Origin of the sequence: Microbispora sp. H10836 (genome assembly GCF_012999525.1) — a bacterium.
Taxonomy (GTDB): Bacteria; Actinomycetota; Actinomycetes; order Streptosporangiales; family Streptosporangiaceae; genus Microbispora.
Window position 1 is genome coordinate 22,490 of record NZ_JABBWU010000037.1, and the last position, 24,415, is coordinate 46,904.

General features: G+C 70.1%; 22 protein-coding genes and 3 pseudogenes. 13 read left to right on the forward strand and 12 right to left on the reverse strand.

Going from position 1 to position 24,415, the window contains the following annotated elements:
• Positions 1-77 precede the first annotated feature (77 nt).
• The 7 genes from HHX30_RS38920 to HHX30_RS38950 all read left to right on the forward strand — a co-directional run bounded on the left by HHX30_RS38920 (position 78) and on the right by HHX30_RS38950 (position 8,737).
• Positions 78-1,688 (forward strand): MFS transporter, encoded by a 1,611-nt coding sequence (locus tag HHX30_RS38920; RefSeq protein ID WP_169988958.1) that lies wholly within the window; start codon positions 78-80, stop codon positions 1,686-1,688.
• 178 nt (positions 1,689-1,866) lie between these two features.
• On the forward strand, positions 1,867-2,880 hold the full coding sequence (locus HHX30_RS38925) for a phosphotriesterase (RefSeq protein WP_311923034.1): 1,014 nt from the start codon (positions 1,867-1,869) through the stop codon (positions 2,878-2,880).
• 45 nt (positions 2,881-2,925) lie between these two features.
• Positions 2,926-3,879 (forward strand): phosphotriesterase, encoded by a 954-nt coding sequence (locus HHX30_RS38930; RefSeq protein ID WP_169988960.1) that lies wholly within the window; start codon positions 2,926-2,928, stop codon positions 3,877-3,879.
• Between the two features lie 14 nt (positions 3,880-3,893).
• Positions 3,894-5,117 carry an FAD-dependent monooxygenase gene (locus HHX30_RS38935; RefSeq protein ID WP_169988961.1) on the forward strand — a complete coding sequence of 408 codons (1,224 nt, stop codon included), beginning with the start codon at positions 3,894-3,896 and terminating at the stop codon, positions 5,115-5,117.
• 3 nt (positions 5,118-5,120) lie between these two features.
• The gene (locus HHX30_RS38940; RefSeq protein WP_169988962.1) at positions 5,121-6,047 is read left to right on the forward strand and encodes an alpha/beta hydrolase; all 927 of its coding nucleotides are present in this window, start codon (positions 5,121-5,123) and stop codon (positions 6,045-6,047) included.
• Positions 6,044-6,982, forward strand: coding sequence for an MBL fold metallo-hydrolase (locus tag HHX30_RS38945; RefSeq protein WP_169988963.1), 939 nt, complete (start codon positions 6,044-6,046; stop codon positions 6,980-6,982). Before HHX30_RS38940 ends, HHX30_RS38945 begins: the two co-directional genes overlap by 4 nt.
• Before the next feature lie 24 nt (positions 6,983-7,006).
• Positions 7,007-8,737 (forward strand): CocE/NonD family hydrolase, encoded by a 1,731-nt coding sequence (locus HHX30_RS38950; RefSeq protein ID WP_169988964.1) that lies wholly within the window; start codon positions 7,007-7,009, stop codon positions 8,735-8,737.
• 26 nt (positions 8,738-8,763) lie between these two features.
• Here the strand turns inward: HHX30_RS38950 and HHX30_RS38955 are convergent, their stop codons facing one another.
• Positions 8,764-9,693 carry an HD domain-containing protein gene (locus HHX30_RS38955; protein ID WP_169988965.1) on the reverse strand — a complete coding sequence of 310 codons (930 nt, stop codon included), beginning with the start codon at positions 9,691-9,693 and terminating at the stop codon, positions 8,764-8,766.
• Positions 9,694-9,695: 2 nt separating this feature from the next.
• A complete protein-coding gene (locus HHX30_RS38960) occupies positions 9,696-10,013 on the reverse strand; it encodes a PadR family transcriptional regulator (protein ID WP_211593391.1) in 318 nt (105 codons plus the stop codon).
• A 160-nt stretch (positions 10,014-10,173) separates the two neighbouring features.
• Here HHX30_RS38960 and HHX30_RS38965 point away from each other — a divergent pair, with 160 nt between their 5' ends.
• From HHX30_RS38965 to HHX30_RS38980, 4 genes and pseudogenes are all read left to right on the forward strand, one after another.
• Complete coding sequence (locus HHX30_RS38965) at positions 10,174-10,761, forward strand: sugar O-acetyltransferase (RefSeq protein ID WP_249350947.1); 588 nt, start codon at positions 10,174-10,176, stop codon at positions 10,759-10,761.
• Positions 10,758-11,336 (forward strand): TetR family transcriptional regulator, encoded by a 579-nt coding sequence (locus HHX30_RS38970; RefSeq protein WP_169988967.1) that lies wholly within the window; start codon positions 10,758-10,760, stop codon positions 11,334-11,336. Before HHX30_RS38965 ends, HHX30_RS38970 begins: the two co-directional genes overlap by 4 nt.
• Before the next feature lie 28 nt (positions 11,337-11,364).
• Positions 11,365-12,672, forward strand: a complete 1,308-nt coding sequence (locus HHX30_RS38975) for an MFS transporter (RefSeq protein WP_311923035.1) — start codon at positions 11,365-11,367, stop codon at positions 12,670-12,672.
• Between the two features lie 70 nt (positions 12,673-12,742).
• A pseudogene (locus tag HHX30_RS38980) lies at positions 12,743-12,835 on the forward strand (IS5/IS1182 family transposase); the annotation flags it as partial.
• Here HHX30_RS38980 and HHX30_RS38985 read toward each other — a convergent pair.
• The 4 genes and pseudogenes from HHX30_RS38985 to HHX30_RS39000 all read right to left on the reverse strand — a co-directional run.
• Positions 12,832-13,077 (reverse strand): CPBP family intramembrane metalloprotease, encoded by a 246-nt coding sequence (locus tag HHX30_RS38985; RefSeq protein ID WP_169988968.1) that lies wholly within the window; start codon positions 13,075-13,077, stop codon positions 12,832-12,834. The pseudogene HHX30_RS38980 and the gene HHX30_RS38985 sit on opposite strands and share 4 nt — an antisense overlap.
• Positions 13,078-13,329: 252 nt before the next feature.
• Entirely contained in the window at positions 13,330-14,046 is a 717-nt protein-coding gene (locus tag HHX30_RS38990) for a neutral zinc metallopeptidase (RefSeq protein WP_169988969.1), read from the reverse strand.
• Between the two features lie 119 nt (positions 14,047-14,165).
• Positions 14,166-14,474, reverse strand: a pseudogene (locus HHX30_RS38995) (response regulator transcription factor); the annotation flags it as partial.
• A pseudogene (locus HHX30_RS39000) lies at positions 14,471-14,689 on the reverse strand (transposase); the annotation flags it as partial. The pseudogenes HHX30_RS39000 and HHX30_RS38995, both read right to left, overlap by 4 nt.
• A 223-nt stretch (positions 14,690-14,912) precedes the next feature.
• Here HHX30_RS39000 and HHX30_RS43045 point away from each other — a divergent pair.
• Together HHX30_RS43045 and HHX30_RS39005 are read left to right on the forward strand one after the other, a co-directional pair.
• Positions 14,913-15,038 carry a hypothetical protein gene (locus HHX30_RS43045; RefSeq protein ID WP_283246995.1) on the forward strand — a complete coding sequence of 42 codons (126 nt, stop codon included), beginning with the start codon at positions 14,913-14,915 and terminating at the stop codon, positions 15,036-15,038.
• 321 nt (positions 15,039-15,359) lie between these two features.
• Entirely contained in the window at positions 15,360-17,078 is a 1,719-nt protein-coding gene (locus HHX30_RS39005) for an RICIN domain-containing protein (protein ID WP_211593393.1), read from the forward strand.
• A gap of 90 nt (positions 17,079-17,168) precedes the next feature.
• Here the strand turns inward: HHX30_RS39005 and HHX30_RS39010 are convergent, their stop codons facing one another.
• The 6 genes from HHX30_RS39010 to HHX30_RS39035 form a co-directional block, all read right to left on the reverse strand.
• A complete protein-coding gene (locus HHX30_RS39010; RefSeq protein ID WP_169988970.1) occupies positions 17,169-19,244 on the reverse strand; it encodes an alpha-galactosidase in 2,076 nt (691 codons plus the stop codon).
• A 151-nt stretch (positions 19,245-19,395) separates the two neighbouring features.
• Positions 19,396-20,433, reverse strand: a complete 1,038-nt coding sequence (locus HHX30_RS39015; RefSeq protein ID WP_211593395.1) for a LacI family DNA-binding transcriptional regulator — start codon at positions 20,431-20,433, stop codon at positions 19,396-19,398.
• A 29-nt stretch (positions 20,434-20,462) separates the two neighbouring features.
• Entirely contained in the window at positions 20,463-21,779 is a 1,317-nt protein-coding gene (locus tag HHX30_RS39020) for a sugar ABC transporter substrate-binding protein (RefSeq protein ID WP_169988972.1), read from the reverse strand.
• A gap of 55 nt (positions 21,780-21,834) precedes the next feature.
• Positions 21,835-22,659, reverse strand: coding sequence for a carbohydrate ABC transporter permease (locus HHX30_RS39025; protein WP_169988973.1), 825 nt, complete (start codon positions 22,657-22,659; stop codon positions 21,835-21,837).
• 7 nt (positions 22,660-22,666) lie between these two features.
• Positions 22,667-23,611 carry a carbohydrate ABC transporter permease gene (locus tag HHX30_RS42345; RefSeq protein WP_211593397.1) on the reverse strand — a complete coding sequence of 315 codons (945 nt, stop codon included), beginning with the start codon at positions 23,609-23,611 and terminating at the stop codon, positions 22,667-22,669.
• A gap of 221 nt (positions 23,612-23,832) precedes the next feature.
• Positions 23,833-24,415 (reverse strand): RICIN domain-containing protein (locus tag HHX30_RS39035; RefSeq protein ID WP_169988974.1); only part of this gene is annotated, 583 nt, incomplete at its 5' end.

Here is a 24,415-nt window from a genome sequence, read left to right on the forward strand (position 1 = left end):
AATCGAGCCCACATCGGGTGGCCGATCCCGGGGGCCGGAACCCATCGCCCGGCCCGTGGACAAGGAAGCACTCCGCAATGACGCAGACCGCTGCGCGCAAGCAGGGCTACACCGCAACGGTGGTCGCCGGCTGCTTCGCCGTACTCCTCGCGCAGGTGGCGTACTCGCTGCCCGGTGCGCTCAATGGCACCTTCCAGCAGGAGTTCCAGACCACCGGCGCCGAACTGACCTGGGTCACGGCCGCCTTCGCCATCCCCATGGTCGTCTTCGAGCTGACCACCGGCGTGATCGGTGACCTGTTCGGCCGCAAGCGGCTGCTGCAGGCCGGTGCTCTGCTGACCGTGGCCGGCTCGCTCGTCAGCGCCCTCGCCGGAACCGTCCAGATCCTGTGGATCGGGCAGGTCGTCGCGGGTCTCGGAGCCGCGATCCTCTATCCGATCTCGCTCGCCATGATGGCCGCGGTCAGCCCGTCGCAGGAGGCCCGCTCCAAGGCCATCGCCGTCTGGGCCGGCTTCCTCTCGATCGGTGCGGCGATCTCCCCGCTGCTGGGCGGATGGCTGGCCGCGGAGGGTGACTGGCGGACGTCGTACCTCGTGGTCATCGCGGCGGCGGTCGTCTCGATCGTCATCACGCAGTTCGCCGCCGACTCCTCGGCCCCGGAGGGGCGCAAGCTGGACATCCCGGGTCAGGTCGCACTGGCCCTCGGCCTGATCGCCATCCTCTTCGCCGCCACGCAGGGCTCCGAAGCAGGCTTCGCCCGTCCCGAGATCATCGGTGCCTTCGTCGCGGGCCTCGTGCTCCTCGGCGCCTTCATCGCCATCGAGCTGCGGACCCGCGTCCCGCTGCTGCACCTGGCCGTCTTCGCCAACCGTTCGTACGCGGTCGTCGCGATCGCGACGGTGGTCGGCATGTTCGCGTTCCTCGCGACGTGCTACTCGATGAGCATCTGGCTCGGCGCCGTCCAGCACCAGAGCGCTCTGCGGGTCGGCGTGCTGTTCCTGTTCATCCAGGGTCCTGCCTTCGTGCTGGTGCCGGCCGTCTCCCACCTGATCCGGAACTTCTCGCCTCGCTGGGTGCTCACCGCCGGTTTCGCCCTCATCGCCGTCAGCGGCGTCTGGTGCTCGACGTTCGACGTCCACGACATGGACTGGACGCGGTTCATCGGCCCGATGCTGGCCCTCGGCGTCGGCTTCGCGCTCACCGTCGGCTCGATCACGGCCGTCGCGATCAACACCGTTCCGCTGCGGCTCGCCGGCATGGCCAGCGCCACCACCAACCTGCTCCGCGACTTCGGCTTCGCTCTCGGCCCGGTGCTCATCGCCGCGTTCGCGGTCAGCCGGGCGAACGGCGACCTGACCGCCGGTCTCGGCAGGGCGATCGGCGGGTCCGGGCTCACGCCGCCGTACACCGACATCGCCGGGGGGATCGCGCACGGCGGCGGCGCCATGGCGATCAACTCGATGCCGGTCGTGCCCGGCGCCGGTCCGGGCATGCCGCCGGTGCCGATGCCGGAGAACCTCCGCGCGCTCGCGGCCGGGTCGCTGGGCGGCGCCTACAGCCTCGCGTTCCTGGTCGCCGGCCTCTGTGCCGCCGCCGCCGCGGCTCTGACGCTCTTCGGGCTCTTCGGCACGCAGCGCGCCGGCGTCGAGGAGCCTCTGACCGATGAGGAGCCCGTCCCCGCCGGGTGACCCGGGAGCCGCCGGGCCGAGCCGAGGTCCCCGCTTCGGGCGGGGTCTCGACCTGTACCGTACTCCAGGAAAATCTAATTTACTTGCAGATAACATGCTTGACGTGCTGTAAAGCTAACTGACACCATTCCAGATGCGGCGTGACCGCGGTCACTCGCCGAGACCGAAAGGAGTGCCAGTGACGGGCGCCCAGACTGCCGGGAACTCCACCGGCAACACCGTCAACACCGTCCTCGGCCCCGTTCCCGCGCAGGAGCTGGGAGTCGTCGCGGTTCACGAGGCCCTGCTGTCGGTGTTCCCCGGAGCGCAGTACGCGTTCGACGTCACCCTCGACCGGGCCGAGATCTTCGAGATTCTGGCCGGGAAGCTGAAGGACTTCCGCCGGCACGGCGGCGGCACGATCGTCGACAGCACCGGCATGTTCCACGGACGCGATGTGCGGCTCTACGAGACCCTCTCGCGCACGACCGGCGTGCACATCGTCGCGTCGACGGGCCAGGGCCCCGAGGAGATGCTCGGCGGCTACTTCCTGACGCCGCAGACCAACCCGCCGACCCCCTGGCCGGCCGAGAAGTTCGCCGACCTCTTCGCCAAGGAGGTCACCGAGGGCATGGTGGTCCCGCGCGTCGAGCGCCGGGGCGCCGCGGGCCTCGTGGCCACGGCCGCGACCCTCGCGGGCATGACCGCGACCGACGAGAGCCTGTTCCGCGGCGCGGCCCGGGCCGCCCTGGCCACCGGTGTCCCGGTGTCCATCCGCTTCGGGAACGACGCCGTGCGCGACCTCGAGGTCGTCCTGGACGAGAAGCTGCCGGCCGGCCGCGTCGTCGTCGGCGGGCTCGACCGCAGGGACGCCGTCGCGGCGGGCGCGCCGTTCGAGGTCGCGGCCCGCGGCGCCTACGTCGCCCTCGACCACGTGGGCGCCGAGGGCACCGGCGACACCGAGGACGACACCCACGTCACCGACGCCGAGCGCGCCGTCCTGGTCATCGAGCTGGTCGAGGCCGGTCACGGCGACCGGATCCTGCTCTCGAGCAACGCGACCGGCGTCGCCAAGGGCCACCCGGCGAACGACGTGGCCTACAGCGCCGTCCTGACCACGTTCGTCCCCCTTCTCGCGAAGCAGGGCCTCGGCGACGGGGACGTCCGGCGGATCCTCGTGGACAACCCGCGCGACCTGCTGTCGGTGCGCTGAGCGCGCGCGAGCCCAAGACCACTGAGCTTCAAAAGGTGAGTTGTTGTGTCGAGAGTGAACACCGTCCTGGGGCCGATCCCGGCCGAAGAGCTGGGTCTCGTGGCCGTCCACGAGCACATCGGGTACGGCATGCCGGGCTCCGAGCTGGACACCAAGTGGTGGAAGACCCCCGAGCAGCGGTACGAGGAGACCGTCCCGAAGCTGCGCCGGTTCCATGAGTACGGCGGCGGCACGTTCGTCGACGCGACCGGCATCTGCAACGGCCGGGACGTCGACTACTACAGGTCCCTGTCCGCGAAGACCGGCGTGCACATCGTGGCGAGCACCGGCTTCGTCGGCGGCGACACCGCGCTGCCGTTCTTCGCCCGGGCGAGCGTGGAGTATCTGACCGAGCACTTCGTCCACGAGATCACCGTCGGCATCGGTGGCACGGGCGGCCGCGCCGGCGTGATCAAGGTCGGCGTGAGCCGCGGCGGCCGCATGACGGACCTGGACAAGCGCATCTACCGCGCCGCCGCCCGCGCCGCCCTGGCCACCGGCGTGCCCGTCCTGACCCACCTCGCGATCGACGCCGAGAACGCCATCGCCATCTTCGACGCCGAAGGCCTCCCGCTCGACCGCGTCCTCTTCGGGCACGTCGACGACGGGGTGAACGCCGACAAGACACGCGACACCTGGATCGCCGAGCAGGGCGGCCGCATCGGGTTCGACACCTTCGGCTACGAGACCGAGCTCGAGGACCCGCCTTTCTGGTCCCGTCCGCGCAAGGAGCGGCTGGACCACTTCCTCCGGTTCATCGGCCAGGGGCACCTGGGCAAGGTGCTCGCCTCGGCCGACGCCAACTGCAGCCCGCTGGGCTGGCCGGGCGTGAAGGGCCACACCGTCAACTACATCTTCGAGGACCTCATTCCGGATCTGCGCGCCGCCGGGCTCGACGAGGCCGCGATCACGACCATCTTCGTCGACAACCCCGCCGACTTCCTGACGATCCAGAAGTGACAAGGACCACGACCATGCAGCCCTCAGACCTGAAGAACCTGAACATCGCCGTCGTCGGCGCGGGGTACGGCGGCGCCGCCGCGGCCAAGGCCCTGAGCCTCCTCGGCGCCACCGTCGACGTCTACGAGCAGGCGAGCCAGATCCGCGAGGTCGGCGCCGGCATCGGCCTGCGGCCGTCCACCATGGACCGGTTCCGCCAGTGGGGCATCTTCGACGCGATCGCGAGGGTGAGCTCGCCGAGCGACTACTTCGAGATCCTGACCGCCACCGGCGACCCCATCGCGAAGGAGGCGTGGCCGGAGATCGACACCTTCGGCGAGAAGACCCACCTGATCCACCGCGGGGACTTCATCGAGGCTCTCCTGGGCGTGCTGCCCAAGGGCATGGTGCACCTCGGCCACAAGCTGGAGAGCGTCGAGGACGAGGGCGACAAGGCGACGCTGGTCTTCGCCAACGGCGAGTCGGTCACCGCCGACCTGGTGGTCGGCGCCGACGGCATCAAGTCGGTCGTGCGCGCGCAGCTGTTCGGCGACAACCAGCCGGTGTTCTCCGGCGAGCACGCGTACCGCGCCGTGATCTCCGTCGACGACGCCCACGGGATGGCCGTCGACGACAACCTCCGCATGTACATCGGCCAGGGCACGAAGGTCTACTTCCTGCCGCTGCGCCACCGCGGCCAGGTCTCGTTCGACATCACCGCCCTGTGCCCGGACAACACCTGGACGCCAGGCGTCACCAAGGACGACCTGCTGAAGACCGTCGAGGGTTTCGACGAGCGGATCGTGAACATCACCCGCGGCCTCGACATGGCCACCGTCAACTGCCGCGCGGTCTACGACATCGACCCGGTCGGCACGTGGCACTCGGACTCCGTCGTACTCGTGGGCGACGCGGCCCACTCGATGCTGCACCATCAGGGCCAGGGCGCGAACTCGGCGATCCTGGACGCCGGCGCCCTCGCCGACGCCCTCAAGGAGGCCGGCTCCGTCAGGGAGGCGCTGGCGCGCTACCAGGCCATCCGCAAGCCGGTCACCGACGAGCTGCAGCGGATCTCGCGCCAGGGCTGGACCGAGGACGAGATCAACGACGTCTTCCCCGGCCAGAAGCCCGCATCTCAGCAGCCCGCATCTCAGCAGCCCACGGTCCAGAAGCCCGCATCTCAGCAGCCCGCATCTCAGCAGCCCACGGTCCAGAAGCCCACTGCCCAGCAGCCGGCGTCCCAGCCGCAGGAGGCCTGACCCATGCCGCTGCACCCCGACATCGCCCGGGTCCTCGCCACGCTGCCGGCGCCGCCTCCCGGTCCGCTCGACCCGGTCGCCATGCGCGCCGCCGAGGAGGCGCAGGTTCCGCCCCTGGAGGAGCGCCTGCCGCTCCACTCCGTGGAGGACACCACGGCGCGGACTCCGGCGGGCGAGGTCCCCGTACGGATCTACACGCCGGTCGAGGCCGACGCGTACGGCCTGCTGGTCTACTTCCACGGCGGCGCGTTCTTCCTCGGCAGCCTGGACACCCACGACCACGTCGCGCGGTCGCTGGCGAAGGAGACCGGGCTCAGGGTCGTCTCCGTCGGCTACCGGCGGGCGCCCGAGCACGCGTTCCCGGCCGGGCTCGAGGACTGCCACGCGGTGGTGCGATGGGCCGCCGAGAACGGCGAGAGCCTGGGCTGGGACGGTACGACGCTCGCCGTCGCCGGCGACAGCTCGGGCGGCACCTTCGTCGCGGCCGTCACCGCGATGGCCCACGACGAGGGCTTCGACCGGATCACGCACCAGGTCCTCTTCTATCCCTCGCTCGATCTCGACTTCGACGTCGACCGCTACGCCTCGCTGCGCGAGAACGCCGTCGGCTACGGCCTGGAGACGGCGGGGCTCAAGCCGTTCAACGCGTTCTACCTCGGCAGCGGCGCCGACCCGGCCGATCCGCTGGTCTCGCCGATCAAGCGGGCCGACCTCACCGGGCTGCCGCCCGCGCTGATCGTGACCGCGGAGCACGACCCGATGCGCGACGAGGGCGAACTCTACGGCCGGCGCCTGGAGGAGGCCGGAGTCGACGCCACCGTGAGCCGCTACCCGGGCGCCGGCCACGGGTTCGTGCAGCACTTCTCCTGGATCCCGGACTACCACCGGGTCTTCGAGGAGACGGGGGCCTTCCTGAAGGGCGAGTCATGACGCACGTGGACGTTCATCCCCTGGTCTCGCCGTGGGGCCGGTTCGGTCTGTACACCTTCTTCATCGACGCCCCCGAGCCGGCCATCGTCGACACGGGGATCGCCTCCTCGCCCGCCGAGGGAATGGCCCCCGCGCTCGAGGCCATCGGGCGCCGCATCGAGGACGTGCGCTGGATCCTGCTGACCCACGGTCACATCGACCACGTCGGCGGCGCCCACGCACTGTGGGAGCTCACCGGCCGGCGCGCCCAGGTGGTCGTCCACGAGGCCGACGCCCCGATGCTGCGCTCACGCCGGGCGCACGTGGACGAGTACCTCCACGGCCGGGCGCGCTACCTGAACGACCCCGAAGGCGCGGCGAAGGTGGCGGCCGCGGCCGACGCGGTCATCTCCGGCGAGATGGAGCCGACCATGCTGCTCAAGGGCGGTGAGACCCTCTCGCTCGGTGGCGGCGTCACCGTCTCCGTCCACCCGGTCCCGGGCCATACCCCCGGATCGGTGGCCTATGTGATCGACGGACAGCGCTCGGTGTTCGCCGGCGACGCCGTCCAGGTCCACGGGGCCGCCAACGGCTTCCCCGGCTACGCGGATCCGGCCGCCTACCGCGCCGGCCTTCGCTACCTGCGCGACGAGGTCCGCCCGCGGCACCTCTACCTCGGGCACCCGTACCGCCGCGCGGACGGCGTGCCGTACGGCGTCGAACTCGACGCCGGCCAGGCCCGGGAGGCGCTCCAGGAGAGCCTGGACATCGAGGCCGGTGTCGGCGAGGCGGCCTGCCGCTGCCTCCGCGACGGACTGCGGGAGACGGACTCGCCGTACTCGCCGTTCGCCCCCGTCGCCGAGAGGCTCGGCTACACCGGCGATCCCACGCTCGAGCCGTCGCCGTTCTTCACGTCGATGCACGGCTACCGCACGCACTTCGACCAGAGCTCGTGACAGAGGACAAGGAACTTCGCACTCATGGCTGACTTCCAGACGATCCGGGCGGGCGAGCAGACGATCGCCGTCCGCAAGGACCTGCGGGTGCCGATGCGCGACGGGGTCACCCTCGCCGTGGACGCCTACCACGGCACGGAGGACAAGCCGCGGCCGGCCCTGATCGCGATGAGCGCCTACGGCAAGGAGCTGCAGGCTCTCGCCCTCACCACGCCGCCGCAGCGCCGCCCCAGCCCGATGTGGGACGGCTGCATCGAGGCCGGTGACATCGCGCGCGTGGTCAGGGAGGACTACGTCCACGTCATCGGCGACGTGCGCGGCACCGGCGACTCCGGCGGCGTGATGATCGGCAACTACAACGCCGGCGGCGTTCCCCAGGGCCAGGACCTGTACGACCTCGTCGAATGGGTCGCCGGGCAGCCGTGGTGCGACGGGAACGTCGGCATGATCGGCATCTCCTACTTCGGGTCGATGCAGGTGGTCGCCGCGGCCGAGCGGCCGCCCCACCTGAAGGCGATCTTCGTCAGCGGCGGTCATTTCGACTTCTACGAGACCACCTACCACGGCGGCGTCATGTGGTTCATGCCACGGGCCGCCCGCGAGGGGCGCGGTGGCGACTCCGGCATCGCGCACACCGACGTCAGGTCCCGGATGCAGGAGCTCCACTCCCCGGAGGAGCTCGCGAAGCTCGTCGACGAGCGGCTCCGGGACCCGGACGTGGCCGCGTGGCCGAACCTCGTGCACGTGCTGAAGTATCCGAAGAACCGCGAGTTCTGGTTCGACATCGTGATGAACCCCCTCGACGGGGAGTGGTACGAGGAGCGCAACCCCGTCAGGCTGGCCGAGACCATCGACATCCCGGTCTACCTGCAGATCGACCAGGGACGCGGCTGGACCGTGGACGGCCACATCGAGCTGTTCGACGTGCTGAAGGGTCCCAAGAAGCTGGACATCGGCTCCTACCCGCCGATGCAGTCGCGCCCCTGGATCGAGGAGCACGACACGATGTTCCGCTGGTACGAGTACTGGCTCAAGGGCGTCGACAACGGGATCATGGACGAGCCGGCCGTGCGCGTCTTCGTGGAGGGCTCGCGTGAGGTGGTCACCGCGGAGCGGTGGCCGCCGAAGGAGATCGAGCACAAGCCGTTGTACCTGCGCCCGCGGCACAAGCTCTCCCGGGAGCCCGAGCTGATGGGCGCGGAGCACGCCGCCCCGGACGGCTTCTACCAGGCGCCGCTGACGGTGACCGACAAGGTGGAGATCGTCAGCTGGAGCACCGCGCCGTTCGAGGAGCCCACGGAGCTCATCGGCACCGGTGCGGCGCACCTGTTCGTCGAGATCGACCAGGAGGACACGAACCTCATCATGCGGCTGTGGGACGTCGCCCCGGACGGAAGCCGCCAGCTGATCACCACGGGCTTCCTCAAGGCGTCGCACCGCGAGCTCGACGAGCGGACGACCGAGGGCGACCCATACCACCCGCACACCCGCGCCGTGCCCGTGGAGCCCGGGAAGATCGAGGAGTACGTCCTGCGGCTCTACCCCTTCGCCGCGACGATCAACCCCGGCCACCGTCTGGTGGCGGAGCTGTCCAACGACGAACCGCCGGCCGACGCGCACAACGCGCTGCTGCCGCCGGACGCGTTCCACCTGCCGGTGGGCCGCCCCGTCACCCACAAGATCTATCGCGACGCCGCCCACCCGTCCCGGCTCGTGTTGCCGTTCACGAAGCACACCGCGGGGGAGAACGGGTAGCCGGGCAGAGCCTCGCTGACGGCGGGTCAGCCATTGCCGGTGTCGCGTTCCCGCTCCAGGCCAAGGTGGATCCGGATCCTGATGATCAGTGCGGACAGAGCGGGCGGGATGGTCAGAACGAAGGCGAAGGCGTCGGCGAGGCTTGAGCGGCCCATCTGGTAGGTCACCCACGCGAGGAAAGGCGCGAGGGCGAGCCAGGGCCGGCCACGGGTCGCGAAGGCGGGAGTGAGGATCTTTCGGATCAGGACGCGCGCATGGGGGCGCCAGAGCAGGACCGCCATGCCGGGCACGCCGCAGAGCGTTTCGATGATGTACACGCCCCGGCGACCGTCCACTTCGGCGAACTGGACAGACCATTCCTGTAGATAGCGGTCGCGCGCGGACGAGGGAAAGACCATGGACGCCGCACGTACCGCCATGAATCCCCGGCCCGGGTCCAGCCGATCGTGGGCCAGGCGTTCCAGCTCGACGGCGACGGGCTCCAAGTCGAGTCGCCGCGCCACGGGGACGAACCATTCCAACGTGTTCAGGCTCTTGAGACGCTGCTTGCGCGGTGGCAGATGCTCGATCGTCCGCATGTTGTGCAGGCGGTCGAAGAGCTTGAGCAGCATGACCCGCTGGTCGCTCGGCGTCGGCCCGCCCTGATCCAGAGCCATCACGGAGGCCACGAGTCCCGCGATCTCGGCGCCGAACTCCGCACGAAGAACGTCGAGGTCGTACCCCGTGTCCACGATGTCATGGAGCAGGGCCGCGCAGACGGTCGCCGCGTCGGCCTTCGTCGTCGCGGCCAGCGTCGCGACCTCGATGGGGTGGCTGATGTACGGGTCACCGCTGTGGCGGAGGTGACCCGCATGGTGCTTCGCCGCGCGCCGGTACGCGCGTTCGACCAGCTTCAGGTCGCCGTCGTCGAAGCGATCCGCGAGTCGGCCGAGCAGCGGCCCGATGGTCGTTTCCACGGTCACGCCCCCTGCGTTCCCAGCCGGGCGCGGAGGCCGCCTCTCGCGCGAGCGTGAGCGGCCCCTTCCGCCTTCTCGCGGGCCCGCACGGCACCCTCTCGTGTCAGGCGGTAGTACCTGCGCGGTGGCCGCCCGGCCCGCTCGTCCGCGTCCGGATACTCCCACCTGCTCTCCAGCCACCCATACGCTTCCAGATCCATCAGCCGCTTGTAGAGCGTCCCGTTCGCCAGGCCGGTGGCCGCGCGCAACTCCAGCCCGTAGAACTCCCTGTCCGGTTCCGCGAGGAAGACTTCGATCACTTTCAGCGTGGGGCCGGTCATACGAGGCTTATCCGACATATGTCGATGTTGCGTCTTCGGCTCGTTCTCGCCTATAGCCGTGCGATGAGTCCCGCCTTACCTGCGGCACAGCCCGCCGGCCGGACCTCGGGGCATTCCGGGGATACGTACGCGCGTACATATCGTGTGTACACTCGTACATATGGTGCCTGACTCGGACGGCCGCTCGATGCGTGAGCGGATGCTCGCCGGTGACCTGTACATCGCCGACGACCCGGAGTCGGCCGCGCACCATCTGCGGGCCATGGACCTGATGGAGGCGTTCAACTCCACCTCCGCCCGCGACTCCCGGGAGCGCCGGCGGCTGCTCACCGAGCTGCTGGGGGAGATCGGCGAGGACACCTACATCCGGCCGCCGCTGCGGGTGGACTACGGCAGTCACATCCGCGTCGGCGCCCGTTCGTTCGTCAACTACGGGCTCGTCGCCCTCGACGTCGCGCCGATCACGATCGGCGACGACGTGCAGATCGGTACGAACGTCCAGCTGCTCACCCCGACGCACCCGGTGGATCCGGAGCTTCGCCGCGCGAAATGGGAGGCCGCCAAGCCGATCACCATCGGCGACAACGTGTGGCTGGGCAGCGGGGCGATCGTCCTGGCGGGAGTCACCCTCGGGGAGGGCAGCGTCGTCGGCGCCGGCGCGGTGGTGACCCGGGACCTGCCGGCGAACGTCGTGGCGGTGGGCAACCCCGCCCGGGTGATCCGGACGATCGGCCCGGGCACGGCGTGAGCGGCCCCGCCGCCGCCTCGCGCCCGCCGGTCCCACGGCGGCCCCGCCGGCACGACCCCGGGCGGCGGGACCGGCTGATCGACGCCGCGCTGGCCGTCATCGCCGAGCGGGGCGTGGCCGGGACGACGCATCGGGAGATCGCCCGTGTCGCCGACGTGCCGCTGGGGTCGATGACCTACCACTTCACGTCGCTGGACGAGGTGCTCGCCGAGGCGTTCACCCGGCACGCCGAATCCGTGGCCCGCGTCTTCGACGAGCGCATGCGTGCCGCCCCCGACCGGAAGGCGGCGGTCGAGGCCGTCATCGCGCTGGTGTCGGACGACCTGCTCGGCGCACAGCGCGACCTCGTCCTCGCCGTGGAGCTGTACCTGGCCGCGGCGCGCAACCCGGCACTGAGGGCCGTCACCCAGGCGTGGATGGCGCGCAGCCGTCAGGCGCTGGAACGCCACTTCGACCCCACCACGGCCCGGGAACTGGACGCGCTCATCGAAGGGCTCGTGCTGCACAGCGCGTTGTCGACCGACCCGATGACGCCCGAGCAGATCCGCCACGCCATCGACCGTTACCTGCGCTGACCCGCGCCGTTCCCTCGACCGCACCACTGTGATCGGAAAGTCCATGCCCGCCGCCCCCTCCCTGACCACCCCCACTCGTCAGGCGCGCCAGGCCCGCGCCGCCGTCGCCGCGCTGTTCCTCACCAACGGCGCCGTGTTCTTCAACGTCGTCCCGCGATATCCGCAGATCAAGGCCGATCTCGGGGTGAGCAACGCCGTCCTCGGGACCGCGCTGGCCGGGACCTCGATCGGCGCGTTGCTGGCCGGGCTGCTGGCCGGCGCCGCGATCCGCCGGTTCCGTTCGGCGCGCGTGGCGGCGTTCGGGATCGTCGTGACCACGATCGCGACGCTGGTCATCCCCCTCGCGCCGAACTGGATCGCGCTGGGCGGCGCGCTGTTCGTGGTGGGCGCTCTCGACGCGGTCGTCGACGTCGCGCAGAACGCCCACGGCCTGCGGGTGCAGCGCCTGTACGGGCGGTCCATCCTCAATTCGCTGCACGGCCTGTGGAGCGTCGGCGCGGTCGTCGGCGGATTGATGGGTTCGGCCGCAGCCGGCCTGCACATCCCTCTCGCGGTCCACCTGAGCATCTCCGCGGCGCTGTTCAGCGTCGTCGCCGTCGTCGCCTACCGGTTCCTGCTGCCCGGCCCGGAGGACGCCGAGCGGTCCGCCGAAGCACAGGACCTCGCCGCCGCCGACGGCCACCCGGCCGCCCCGCCCGCCCACGGAGGCCGGCGCTCGTTCGCCGGTTCCGCCGTGTGGATGCTCGCCGTGCTCGGCGTGCTCGCCGCCTGCGGCGCCCTGGTCGAGGACGCGGGCGCGTCCTGGGGCGCCCTCTTCCTCAGCGACCTGCACGCGAACGCCGCCACCGCGGGCCTGGCCGTCGTCGCCTTCCAGGCCGCCATGACCGCCGGCCGTCTCACCGGCGACCGCGTCGTGAACCGTTTCGGCCAGCGCACCGTGGCCCGAGCGGGAGGAGTCCTGGCCGCCGTCGGCATGGGCGCCGCCCTCGCCGTGCCGTCGGTCGCGACCGCGCTGGCCGGCTTCGCTCTGGCCGGGCTGGGCTTCGCCACCCTCGTGCCCGCGGCCATGCACGCCGCCGACGAGCTGCCCGGGCTGCCCGCCGGCACCGGCCTGACCGTCGTCAGCTGGCTGCTGCGCGGAGGATTCCTGCTGTCGCCGCCCCTTGTCGGCTTCGTCGCCGACCTGATCAGCCTGCGCGTCGGGCTGCTGTCCGTCGTCCTTGCCGGTGTCGTGACCGTCGTCCTCGCCCGCGTCCTCGTGAACCGTACGTCTGAGCAGGCGCACGCCGGCGGGCGTGAACCGGCCGGCGCCGCCGATCGACCGTCCGCCGCCTGAGAGGGAGTTTTGGGTGCGTCTTGTGAGCTGAAGTCGCCTATGTCTGCTGGTTGATTTGTACGGCATGCGCAGCTCCGAAGCGATGATCCACATTGCGATGATCGACAACGTCAGCAAGCGTGTAACCGGCGAAACTACACCAACCTGGAGAGGGAGGTGCTAGGACGAAAAGTGCCCGAACAGCGAGGCCGAGGCGGCGACCGCCGTACGGGCGGAAAGCTCGCGCTCGAGCAGCGCGGGCAGCTCGCCGCGGAAGCCCACCTCTTCGAGCAGCACCGTCCCGAACGGCACCTGCACCAGGGCCTCCTCCAGGACGCGGCGGCGCGACGGCGACAGCGCCATCTCGTCGTGGAAGAGCGGGCGGGTGCGAGGAAGCACGACCCCCGCCGCGTAGACGGCCGCCACCCCGGCGGCGAGCCCCCCTCCGATGCGCGCGCCTCGCCGGGTCCCGCGGAAGCCCAGCTCCGGCCAGGTCAGCCCCTCATGGCGGGCGACCAGCAGCAGCGCTCCCGTCGCGACGGCCGACGTCAGCGGGGGCCCAGCGTCTGGCGACCCGGTTGTTCAGCACGTTCGCGGCCGCGAGGAGCCCCAAAGAGCACATGACCGGATCCGTACGCCCCACGTGTCCTCCTCCGACCACCGACTTCATGCTGCCGCTCAGCAGGCGTCGACGCCCTTTTCGAATCCCTTGACCCAGGCATTCATCCGCTTCTCGGGTGTGCCGTGGGCGTCCGGCTCCCACCAGGCGTCGGTGGGGTCGCCCACCGCCTCCAGATTGGCGATCAGCTCGTCGTCGTCGCCCTCCTCCAACTCGAGCTCCTCCGACTCGACCAACCCGGCGAGCGTGGCGCCCGCATAGCAGTCCGCCTGAAGCTCCAGCTTCACGTTGTACTTGAACTCGGTTTCCAGCTGCGCCTGTACGGAATGTCCGAACTCGTGGGGAACGACGAAGTATACGGCGCTGTCTCCGATCTGCCGGTACATCGACTTCATCCAGTCCGCGTCGTACGCGATGAAGTGCCCGTCCGAGCAGTAGAACGCGTTCTCCGGCTCGGCCTTCTCGCCTGCGCAGTTCGCCGCGGACGGCGCCTTGTTCCCTCGGTACGCGATGAACTTCTTGATGGGTTGGTACGTTCCACCTGCGTCCTTGAACTGCTTCGCCCAGAACTTCTCGGTGAGGCATCGGACCAGCTTCACGTCGCTCTCGAAGCCGTCCCCCGCTTCGTCGCATCCAGATGCGGCCTTGACGGCCTCCGCGGTCTTCTTCGGCTTCTTGGACGGTGAAGAAGCGACCGGCTCCTCGTCCGAACCTCCACAGGAGGCGGTCAGCGCCGCCGAAAGGGCGATGGCGAGGAGAACTCGGGGGGATGGCACGGTTTGTCCGCCTTACTCGGTTGTACACCAACGTTCCACAGACGGATCATGCCGTACGGTTCGCCCGCATTCACAATCGGGGCATATTAAACGAGTAACGTACAAACCAGTCAGCCGGATCAGACCAGGCGTCGGGCGGTGACCCAGCGGGAGAGCTCGTGGCGGTTCGACAACTGGAGCTTGCGCAGCACGCTCGACACGTGCGTCTCGACGGTCTTCACCGAGATGGACAGCTCCTTGGCGATCTCCTTGTACGCGTAGCCGCGGGCGATGAGCCGCAGCACCTCGCGCTCTCGCTGGGTGAGCGAGTCGAGCTCGGGATCGATGGGCGGCGCCTCGGTCAAGGCGAACGCGTCGAGCACGAACCCGGCCAGCCTCGGCGAGAAGACCGCGTCGCCCTCCGACACCCGGCTGATCGCGTCGGTCAGCCAGGCCCATCGGTAGGCGTAGTTTCGCCGGTAACACGCTTGCTGACGTTGTCGATCATCGCAATGTGGATCATCGCTTCGGAGCTTGCGGGCAACGTGTCGTAGTCGCGGGCGAGCCTGCGGTGCAGCATCAGCCATCCAAGGGTGCGTTCGATGACCCAGCGGCTTATGAGCACGTGGAAGCCCTTGACGTCGGAATTGCGGGGGACGATCTGTCCCCTGCGTGGTGGTGGGCGGGTTGGTGGAGGTCTTCACGCTCTGGGTGTCGATGACGGCCGCGGTCGCCGTCCACTATGGCTATGACCCTCGGGAGCCCGGAGAGGAGGTGTTCCTGATGGAGGTCCTGAACTACACGACGCGACGCGGCTCTACCGCGCCCGCTATCTGGCCGACAAGCACGGGCTGTCGTGGGAGGAATGGATCAACGAGCCGGGGTGGGTGGCCGACGCCGCGGAGCCCGGCCCGGGCGTGGATGCGACGGCGGTGGAGATCGACGGCCTACTTGACGAGGTCATCGCCGATCAGGAGGAGGGCGACTACGCCCCACCTGCCGAGGACGACTGACTCCGCGTCGTTTCTCCCGTGTCCGCCGGCGCAGCGGGTCGTGGGGCAGGTAGTTCTGTCTGATCCGGGCATCAACTCGCGAACCGCCCTCTGAGTTGGGTCTTGACATAGGGCTGGGGAAGCGCCTAAATCCTGATGTTACCGGTAACGCATCCTCAACATCCCGGAAACAAGCAAGGTGCCGGCCACTCCGGCAGAACCGCGAGCGGCGCGTGGCGGCCGGCCTGATCCGTCCATCCATCGGAACCGGCTCCGGCCGGCCCCGTACGTCGTGCGGGACGCCGCCCGCCCTCGCCCGTCTCCCACCCCCAGGAGAAGAACATGCGCGACACATCCCCCCCGTTATCCGGCCGGGCGCGCCGTGGACGGCCGTCGCCGGCGGCCGTCGCCGTGTGCGTCTTAGCGGCCCTGGCGACCGTGCTGGCGAGCGCGCTGTCGTGGGCGGCCCCCGCCTCGGCGGCGGTGGCCCCGCTGGTCGGCGCCGCGTCGGGACGCTGCCTGGACGTGAAGGGCAACGTCGACACGCTGGGCACCCCGCTGGACATCTGGGACTGCAACGGTCAGGCCAACCAGGGGTTCGAGTTCACCTCCGCGGGTGAGCTGCGGACGATGAACGGCACGCGTTGCGTGGACGCCTACAACAACCAGACCTCGCCGGGCACGCAGGTGATCATCTGGTCGTGCAACGGGCAGGCGAACCAGAAGTGGCGGCAGAACCCCGACGGGTCCATCGCCGGGACGCAGTCGGGCCTGTGCCTGGACGTCGACCACGCGGGCACGGCCAACGGCACCGCGGTCATCCTGTGGACCTGCAACGGTCAGAGCAACCAGAAGTGGAGCAACGGCCCCGGAGCCGGCGGCGGCACGCTCGTCGTCGACGCGGCCACCGTCGTGCGGCCGGTCACGCGGGTCGCCTCGGGCACCCTCTACGGCCTGTCCGACGCGAACACCCCGCCGGTGTCGGTCATGCAGCCGCTGAAGCTCAAGCAGCTGCGCCAGCCCCCGCCGCTGCACGAGCACCGGCCCAACGGCGTTCCGGCGCCGATCGGCGACACGCTGAACATCTGGAGGAACGCCGCGGCCATCGGCGCGGTGATCACCGTCGACATGGCGGACAGCTTCGACGGCTTCCCGTACTGGTGGACGAACTGGAACGACTGGTACAGCCGGATCGACAAGATGATCGCCGCGGCGAAGTCGGCGGGCGTCACCAACATCGACGCGTGGGAGCCCTGGAACGAGCCCGACTGGACCTGGCCCTCGGCTTCGGGCGTCTCCTTCAACGAGGGCTGGGTCCGCACCTACCAGCGCATCCGGCAGAGCGAGCCGAACACGGCCATCATGGGGCCGAGCTACTCCTACTGGGACGTCAACCGGATGCGCTCCTTCCTCACCAACGCCAAGGCCACGAACACGCTGCCCCAGGTGGTGTCGTGGCACGAGCTGAGCGGCTGGCGGCAGGTCACGGGCAACGTCCAGGCCTACCGCAATCTGGAGCGCGAGCTCGGCATCTCCCCGCGGCCCATCTCGATCAACGAGTACGCGTCGACCGGCGAGATCGACGTGCCCAGCAGCGCGAACCACTACGTGGCGCAGTTCGAGCGCGCGGGCGTGCGTGACGCGCAGCGGGCGTTCTGGTACGAGGCGGGCACCCTCAACGGTCTGCTGTACAACGGCCGGCCGACCGCGTCGTACTGGATGTACAAGTGGTACGCGGACCAGACCGGCAACATCGTCAAGGTGACCCCGACCACGGACAACGACGGCGTGGCCGCCTACGACGCGGGCAGCAGGACCTTCAGCGTCGTCTTCGGCGGCCAGTCGGGGAACGGCTCGATCCGGGTGGACGGCATCGGCGGGCTCGGTTCCTCGGTCACCGCCACCCTCGAGTCCGTGCCTGCGTCGGGACGCACGACGAACGTCTCCGGGCCGACCACGGTGTGGTCGAACGCCTACACCGTCACCAACGGCAGCGTCACGATCCCCATCGCCAACCAGAACGCCGGCGGCGCCTACCGCCTCGTCCTCACCCCTCGCTGAGCTGCGAGCCGGTCGCCGGGGTGCGGGCCCCGGCGACCGGGATGTGAAAGGCCGCCGGCACCCGCCGGCGGCCTGCCTCCGCCGTCCTCCTCATTCACGGATCAGGTGGACCAGGGCGCTGGCGTAGTCGCCGGGCGCCAGGTCGGGGAACACGCCGTGGGCGAGCAGGACGGCGCCGTGGTGGATCCGGCCGGTGGACCGGTCGCGGTAGCGGGCGCCGGGATCGAGGGCGCGCAGCCGGACGCCCGGCTCGGGATGCCCGAAGCGGCGGGCGCGCCGGTGGACGAGCACCGCCGTCTCACTCCCGTCGGGGGCGAGGTACTGCACGGCCGACAGTTCGCGGTCCGGAGGCAGCAGGCGGTACTGCCGGCCGTGCTGGACGAGCGGGCGGATCCGCTTGTAGTCGGCGACCAGTTCCGCGGCCCGTTCGAGCTCCGCGTCGCTCCAGTCGGTGAGGGCGCCGCCGATGCCCAGCACGCCGGCCATCGCGACGTGGAAGCGGAAGTCCAGCGGCGTCTCCCGGCCGGTGTAGGGGTTGGGGCTGTCGGTGACCCAGGCGCCCATCACCCGGGCGGGGTAGAGCTGGGTGAAGCCGTGCTGGATCTCCAGCCGGTCGAGGGCGTCGGTGTCGTCGGAGGCCCACACCTGGTCGGTACGCCGGAGGATACCGAGGTCGACCCGGCCGCCGCCGCTGCTGCAGGACTCGATCCGCACGTGCGGGTGGGCGGCGCGCAGCCGGTCGAGCACGGCGTACAGGGCGCGGACGTGCCCGGTCCACAGCCGCTCGTCCGGTCCCGCCTCGGTGAAGGGGCGGTTCATGTCCCACTTCAGGAAGTCGACGGCGTTCTTGGCGAGCAGCTCGTCCAGGGTCCGGTACAGCCAGTCGGCCACCTCCGGCCTGCTCAGGTCGAGCACGAGCTGGTTGCGGTGCTCGGTGCGCCGCCGGTGCGGCCGGTGGATGACCCAGTCGGGATGGGCGCGGTACAGATCGCTGTCCGGGTTGACCATCTCCGGCTCCACCCACAGGCCGAACCGCATGCCCAGCTCGTGCACCCGGTCGATCAGCGGCCCGAGTCCGTCGGGGAAACGGCGCGGGTTGGGGTGCCAGTCGCCGAGCCCCGCCGCGTCGTGCGTGCGGGCGCCGAACCAGCCGTCGTCCACCACGAACAGCTCGACGCCGATCCGGGCGGCCTTCTCCGCCAGCTCGATCTGGCCTTCGAGTGAGACGTCGAAGCCGGTGGCCTCCCAGGAGTTGTACAGCACGGGCCGCGCCTCGCCGGGGTGCGGCAGCACGTGCCGCAGCTGGTGGTCGTGCCAGGCGCGGCTCGCGGCGCCGAAGCCGCCGTCGGTGTACAGGCCCGCGCACACGGGGGTGACCAGTTCCTCGCCGGCGCCCAGCTCCTGCGTCACCGGGTCGTGCCCGGCGCCGGCCGAGAGCGTCACCCGCTCGGTCGGGAGCCGCTGCGCGGTGAGCCGCCAGCTTCCGCTCCAGGCCAGCGCGCAGGAGTAGACCTCGCCGTGCTCCTCGCCCGCCGTCCCGTCGTCGACCATCGCCCAGGGGTTGGCCTGGTGGCTCGTCACACCTCGCCGGCTCGTCGTCACGGTCTCGCCGTACGGCAGCTCGGTGCGGTGCAGCCGGGTCTCGGCGCCCCACTGACCGCGCACACAGCTGAGGCGGTAGCCGTCCAGGCGGGGGAGCACCCAGGTGGCGGAGTCGGCCCGTACGACGGTGACGGGCTCGCCCTCGTTGCGCAGCACCAGGTGCCGCTCGATGACGTCGCTGTCCTCGTGAACGCCGTAGTGGCACTCGACGGTGAGCGGATAGTGGCGGTCGGCGAACGTCAGCACCAGCTCCCGATCGGTGCGGCGCTGGCCGGTGGGGACGAGCTCCAGATCCCGGGTGCCGTCGGCGAAGCGCACCTGCACGGCCGCGTGCCCGTAGAACAGGCCGCCGGTCGCGGTCAGGTCCAGCGTGCCCTCGGCGGCGTCCTCCACGGGGCGGAACGGCTGCCGCGGCAGCAGCGGCAGCGAGGCCGCCTGCGCGACGGTGAGCCGGGATCCCCAGTGCAGCACGCGCAGCCGGTCATGGTCGTCGAGATGCAGGACGTAGGAGGAGGACGGCCCGGACAGCACCCAGAGGCGGCGTTCGGAGTCGTGGACGATCATGTTGGCCTTCCGATGCGAAGAGGGCTTGGGCGGTGGGGGACGAGGACATGCCGAACACCCGCCGCCTGACGGGGGCGGCGGGCTCGGGACGGAGGGCGGCGTCCGGTGGCGGGGCGCACCCCGGAGTGGTCGATCCGGGACGACGCGGAGGTCAGGCCGGGGCGGGGCCGCTGCTTTCCCGCACGATGAGCTCCGGCTCGCTCCAGGCGGGCACGGGAGGGGCGGTCTGCGGCTCCAGCCTGCGGTGCAGCAGGCCGAAGCAGGCGCGGCCGAGCCCCTCGAAGTCGAGCCGTACGGTGGTGAGCGAGGGGTTGAGGTAGGCCGAGGGCGGGGCGTCGTCGAAGCCCACCACGCTGAGGTCGCCGGGGATGTCCCGCCCGGCCTCACGGGCGGCCCGCATGACGCCGAGCGCGAGGTCGTCGTTGCCGCACAGGATGGCGGTGACCGAGCGGTCCGCCAGCAGGGAGCGAACGGCGAGGTAGCCCGAGCGCGGAGTCCATCCCCCGTGCGACGGCTCGGGCACCGGGCGGTCCGCGGCGCGCAACGCGTCCCGCCAGCCCTGGGTCCGCTGGGGGGACGGGCTGGTCGAGGAGGGGATGGCCACGTAGTTGACCGTCCGGTGTCCCAGGCCGAGCAGGTAACGGGTCGCGTGCGCGGCGGCGGCCCGGTCGTCCAGCCAGACCTGCCACGGGCCGCCGTCCGCGGCGTCGCCCTCGTCGGCGCGGCGTTCGACGGCGGCGGCCACCGGGACGTCCGGCGGCAGCGCCCGGAGCGCACGAACGCCCGCGTCGTCGTAGGCGATCACCATGACGGGCTCCCCGGGCCGGTTGAGCCGCAGGGCGATGTCCGTCTGCTGGGAGTCCGGCTGCAGGACGCTTATGCCGACGGAGAAGCCGGCCGTCCTGGCCGCCTCCTCCATGCCGCGCAGCGTGGCGGCCGCGCCGTACAGGGCGGTGTCCGAGGTCAGCACGGTGACCGACCGCACCGGGCCTCCCGCCAGCGTCTGGGCCAGCTTGTTGGGCCGGTAGCCGAGCTCGGCGATGACCTGCAGGACCTTGGCCCGGGTCGCCTCGCTGACCCGGGCCTTGCCGTTGATGACACGAGAGACGGTCTGCTGCGAGACACCGGCCACACGCGCGACGTCCCAGATGCTCGCCGAGCGGCCGCGAGAAGCGTCCTGCGGTGGCATGTGACCGGTAACTCCCATAGCTCCAGAGCCTACTTGATGGCGGCGTTCGCCTCGTCGTTGATTTTCTTCGCCGCGTCCTGCGCTGTCATCTGCCCGAGCCAGACCTGGTTGAAGATGTCGAGCGCCTTGACGTTGTAGGTGTCGGCCGCCTCCGTGAGGGGGTAGCCCATCGTGGTGCCCTCGGCCGCCTTCTTGAACCCGGTGACGTCCACGCCCTTGGCCTTCCAGGCGCCGGCGAAGACGTCGTTGAGCGCGCTGATCCCCGGCCAGACGGCGCCCGCCTGGGCCACGGCCTTCTGGTGCTTCTCGGAGGCCAGCCACTTGAGGAGTTCCCAGGCCTCCTTCGGGTGCTCGGTCCCGGCGTAGATCGCCTCGGTCAGGCCGTTGTAGACGCTTCCCTTGCCGACCGGCCCCGCGGGCAGGTCGGCGACGCCGAAGCCGCCGTCGGGAAGCGCGGTGTCGAAGGCGCGCAGCATCCAGCTTCCGTCCATCGCGGTGGCCGCCTCGCCGCGGCCGACGACCTGGTCGAGCGACGGGCCGTTGGGCGGGTTGGTGACCGTGGCGGGCACGGCGACGTGGTACTTGAGGCGCAGGTCCTGGACGAACTGGATGGCCTGCACGCAGGCCGGCTGGTCGATGGTCCACCGGCCCCACGGCTTGTCCTGGAGCTTGCACCCGTTCTGCAGCGCGAAGTTCCACCAGTCCTGCTGGCCGGTGGGCGCCTGCATGGCCAGGCCGTACTGCTTGACCTTCTCGGGGTCGAAGCCCGGCTCGCCGGCGCGCTTGCCGTTCTCGTCGACCGTCAGCTTCTGCAGCGTCTTGACGAAGGTGCCGCCGTCGGCGGGGTTCCAGGTGAGGCCGTCGAGGTCGGCGGGGGTGAGCCCGGCGTCCTTCAGGGCCTTGGCGCTGTAGAAGAGCCCGATGGTGTCCCAGTCCTTCGGCAGGCCGTACACCTTGCCGTCCACCTTCCAGCCCTCGGCGAGCTTGGGGTCGTAGACGGAGGTGTCCACCTGGTCCTGGGCGATGAGCGGCGCGAGGTCGGTGAGCACGCCCTCCTTGCTGAACTTGGGGAAGTAGGAGACGTGGTCCCAGAACACGTCGGGCGCCGAGCGCCCGGCGAGCTGGGTCTGCAGCTTGCTCCAGTAGTCGTTCCAGTTGTTCAGCTCGATCTGGACCTTGATGTTCGGGTGGGCCTTCTCGAACTCGCGGATCGACTGTTCGATCGGCGGCTTCTGCACCTCGTCCCACATGGCGTAGCGCAGGGTGACGACGCCGCCGGAGGAGCCGGAGTCGTCCGAACCTCCGCCGCAGGCGGCCAAGGCCAGGAGGGCCGCCGTCGCAACCATAGATAAACCGATTTTTCTGGACATAGCTGCATGCCCTTCTTCTCTGAGGAGGTGATTACTTCAGCCCGGTCAGGGCGATCGAGCGGACGATGTGCCGCTGGAACAGCAGGAAGATCACGACGAGTGGGAGCAGCGCCAGGGCGGCGGCCGCCAGGATCAGGTGGTACTGCGAGGAGTACTGGCCCTTCAACGCCGAGATGCCCAGCGTGACGACCCTGACCGCGTCGCCGTTGGTGACGATCAGCGGCCACAGCAGCGTGTTCCAGGTCGTGATGAACGTGATGGTGGCGAGCGTCGCGAGGATCGGGCGGCTCAGCGGGAGCACGACGCGGGTGAGCACCGTCCAGGTGCCCGCGCCGTCGATGCGCGCGGCCGACTCCAGGTCCCGGGGAATCGTGCGGAAGTACTGCCGCACCAGGAAGATCCCGTACGGCGTGCCGAACGCGGTGGGCAGGATCAAGCCGAGATAGGTGTCGATCAGCCCGAACTCCCGCATGATCAGGAAAAGCGGCACCAGGGTGACGATCTGCGGCACCATCATCGTCGCGAGGTAGCCCCAGAACAGCGCGTCGCGGCCGGGGAACGACATCCGCCCGAAGGCGTAGGCGGCCATCGTGCTGAAGACGACCTGGCCGATCGTGACGGCCCCGGCGTAGACCAGCGAGTGCAGCAGGAAGCCGGCCATGTCGTACTCCGACCAGACCTTCGCGAAGTTGCCCAACGTGGCGGGGACGGCGGGCTCCCAGGCGGGGGTGGTGAGCACCCGCGCGGGTTCCTTGAAGGCCGAGTTCAGCGTCATCAGGTACGGCGCGACCGCGACCGCGGCGCCCATGAAGAGCGCGAGATACAGCGCGGTCCTCTTCAGCGGTGTCCTCTTCATCGGGTCCTCACGAGAAGTCGTACACGGTGCGCTTGCGGAAGTAGAGGAACTGCGCCGCGGTCACCAGCAGGATCAGTCCGAACAGCACCATCGCCAGCGCCGAGGCGAACCCGGCCCGGAAGAGCTGGAAACCCTGCTGGTAGATGTGGAAATTCAGCACGTCGGTGGCGCCGCCGGGACCGCCCTGGGTCATCACGAAGACCGTGTCGAAGACCTGGAACGACCCGATCGTGTTCGTCACCAGCACGAAGAACAGCGACGGCCGCAGCAGCGGCAGGGTGATCATGAAGAACCGCTGCGCCGGCGTGGTGCCGTCGATCGCCGCGGCCTCGTACAACTGGTGCGGTATCGCCTGCAGTCCGGCCAGCAGGATCAGCATGGTGTAGCCGGTGTACTGCCAGACGTTCACCGAGGCGATCACCGGCATGGCCCACGCGGGATCGGTGAGCCAGTTCGGCCCGTCGATCCCCGCCATGCCCAGCACCTGGTTGACCACGCCGTATCGGGGATCGAAGATCCAGGACCAGACGATGCCGAGGGCCACGGGCATGGCCATCCAGGGCAGCACGAAGGCCACGCGGAAGACCTTGCCGCCCCGCATCCGCCGGTTCAGGGCAAGAGCCAGCAGCAGGGCCAGCACGGTCTGCGCCGGGATGTTGAGCAGCACGTAGTAGACCGTGTTGAACAGGGACCGCCACACCTCGGGATCGGCGGCCAGCTCGCGGTAGTTGTCCAGGCCGACGAACGAGGGCGCGCCCATCAGATTCCAGTCGAACAGGCTCAGTCCCGCCACCCCGAAGATGGGCGCGACCAGGAACAGCAGGAATCCGATCAGGCTCGGCGCGAGCAGGGTGTACGCCTCGGCCGTGTCGCGCACGTGCCGCACGAACCGGCGGTCCGTCCGTCGTCGGCGTCCCTGCGCCGAGGCGAGGGGAACTCTCTCATCAATCACGCTTCACTCCGTACGCCGCTCCACGTGGTCGAGCGGCAGCGGGCTGCCCGGAATCTGGCGCAGACGCTTGTGTAATGGAGAGAAGAGTTACCGATAACATGCCTCTCGTCAAGGGACGACGGCCGCCGTGGACCGGGCCCGTGGTCGTGTGCCCTCAACGGCGCCGAGCGGACATGAGAAAGGGGCGGCCAGGTTGTGGCCGCCCCGGTTGGACGGTGATGTCAGACGCGGGTCCACTTCTGGTTGGCGCCGCCGGTGCAGGACCAGATCTGGACCCTGGTGCCGTTGGCGGTGCCGTTCCCGGACACGTCCAGGCACTTGTTCGCCCCGACCGCGGTGATGCTGCCGTCGGAGTTGAAGCGCCACTTCTGGTTGTTCTGGCCGTTGCAGTCCCAGATGATCACCGCGGTGCCGTCGGCGGTGCCGCCGCCGTTGACGTCGAGGCACTTGTTGCCGTACACGCGCAGCTCACTGGCGCTGGTGGAGGTCCACTGCTGGTTGGCCTGCCCGTTGCAGTCCCAGATCAGCACCGTCGCGCCGTTGGCCTGCGACGCGCCGTTCACATCCAGGCATCGGCCGGAGCCGACCCCCCTGATCGCGCTCGTGGAGCCGGGGTTCGGGCTGGTGCCCGAGGAGGGGCTGGTGTTCGGAGACGGGCTGGTGTTCGGGGTCGCGGAGTTGAGTGCGTCGAGGACGGCGGTGTAGGCCTGCTTCTTGTTGTAGTTGCCGTCGAACAGCAGTGGGGTGTCGCCGCTGCGCCAGGAGTACTTGTCGGTGATGCCCCACACGGTGATGCCGGTGCAG